We start from the raw sequence: 1,598 nt of genomic DNA on the forward strand, positions 1-1,598 counted from the left end.
GCCGCGTAGATGGTGGCCATCTGGATCGGCGTGACCAGGGTGTCGCCCTGCCCGATGGAGTAGTTCACCGAGTCACCCGCACGCATCCGGTTGCCTTCGAGACAGTTCTCGTAGGCGATCTTCTCCGCGTAACTGCCGTCCTTCTTGCCGTACTTGCACCAGGCGTCCTTGTTCGCCCGCCAGTACTGCTGCTTCCACTGCCGGTCCGGCACCCGCCCGGTCACCTCGTTCGGCAGATCGATCCCCGTCTCCGCCCCCAGCCCGAACTGATGCGCCGTCTTGTAGAACCAGTCATGCGCGCTCTTCTTCGGCGAAGTCCCGCCGTCACGCTTCCACTCCTCGTGCGACAACCGGTAGAAGACGGTGTCGCAGGACACCTCCAGCGCCCGCCCCAGACTGATCGGCCCATACCCCTTGGACTCGAAGTTCTTGAACACCTGCCCGCCGATCGAGTACGAACTGGAGCACTCATACGGCCCGTCGAAGGGGTAGCCGGCCTGGATCGCCGCCGCCGTCGGGACCACCTTGAAGACGGAGCCCGGCGCGGACTGGCCCTGGATCGCCCGGTTGAGCAGCGGGTAGTTGGAGTCCTTGCCGGTCAGCCTCTGGTAGTCCTTGGCGGAGATGCCGCCCACCCAGGCGTTGGGGTCGTAGGCCGGGTTGGACGCCATCGCGACCACCCGCCCGGTCTTGGCCTCCATCACCACCACCGCACCCGAGTCCGCCTTGTAACGCTCGTTGGTGTTGCGGTCCCACTCCTTGCGGGCCTGCTTCATCGCCTCGTTCAGCTCGAACTCCGCCACCCGCTGCACCCGCGCGTCGATGCTGGTGACGAGATTCGAACCGGCCTGCGCCGGATCCGCCTGCGCCTGCCCGATCACCCGCCCGAGATTGTCCACCTCATACCGGGTCACCCCCGCCTTGCCCCGCAACTCCTTGTCGTACTCCCGCTCCAGACCCGAGCGCCCCACCTGGTCCGAGCGCAGATACGGCGAATCGGAATCCTTCGCCTGCGTGATCTCCTCATCCGTCACCGGCGAGAGATACCCCAGCACCTGCGCGGTGTTCGCCTTCCCCGGACCCGCATACCGGCGCACCGCCTGCGGCTCCGCGGTGATCCCCGGAAAGTCCTCCGCCCGCTCCCGGATCTGCAACGCCTGCTTCGCCGTCGCCTCATCGGTGATCGGGATCGGCTGGTACGGCGAGCCGTTCCAGCACGGCTGCGGCGTCTGCGCATCACACAGCCGGACCTTGTCCTGCACCTCCCGCACACTCATGCCCAGCACCCCGGCCAGCTTCGCCAGCACACCCCTGCCGTCATCGGGCATCTTCAGCAGATCCGTCCGCGACGCGGACACCACCAGCCGCGTCTCGTTGTCCGCCAGCGCCACCCCCCGCGCATCCAGGATCGAGCCACGCACCGCGGGCTGCACCACCTGCTGCACATGATTGCCCGACGCCTCCTTGGCATAGGCGTCGCCCTCACGGATCTGCAGATACCACAGCCGCCCACCCAACGTGCCCAGCAGAGAGAGGACCAGGACTTGAATGACAACGAGCCGGATCTGGACACGCGGCGTCCGGCCCGTCTCAGGGAT

1 protein-coding gene is annotated in these 1,598 nt (G+C 67.0%); it reads right to left on the reverse strand.

The window, feature by feature from the left end; all coding sequences use genetic code 11:
* On the reverse strand, positions 1 to 1,598 hold a 1,598-nt coding region (gene mrdA / locus POF73_RS45660; RefSeq protein WP_272125448.1), incomplete at both ends, for a penicillin-binding protein 2.

The organism is Streptomyces sp. HD (genome assembly GCF_028369295.1).
Lineage (GTDB): Bacteria > Actinomycetota > Actinomycetes > Streptomycetales > Streptomycetaceae > Streptomyces.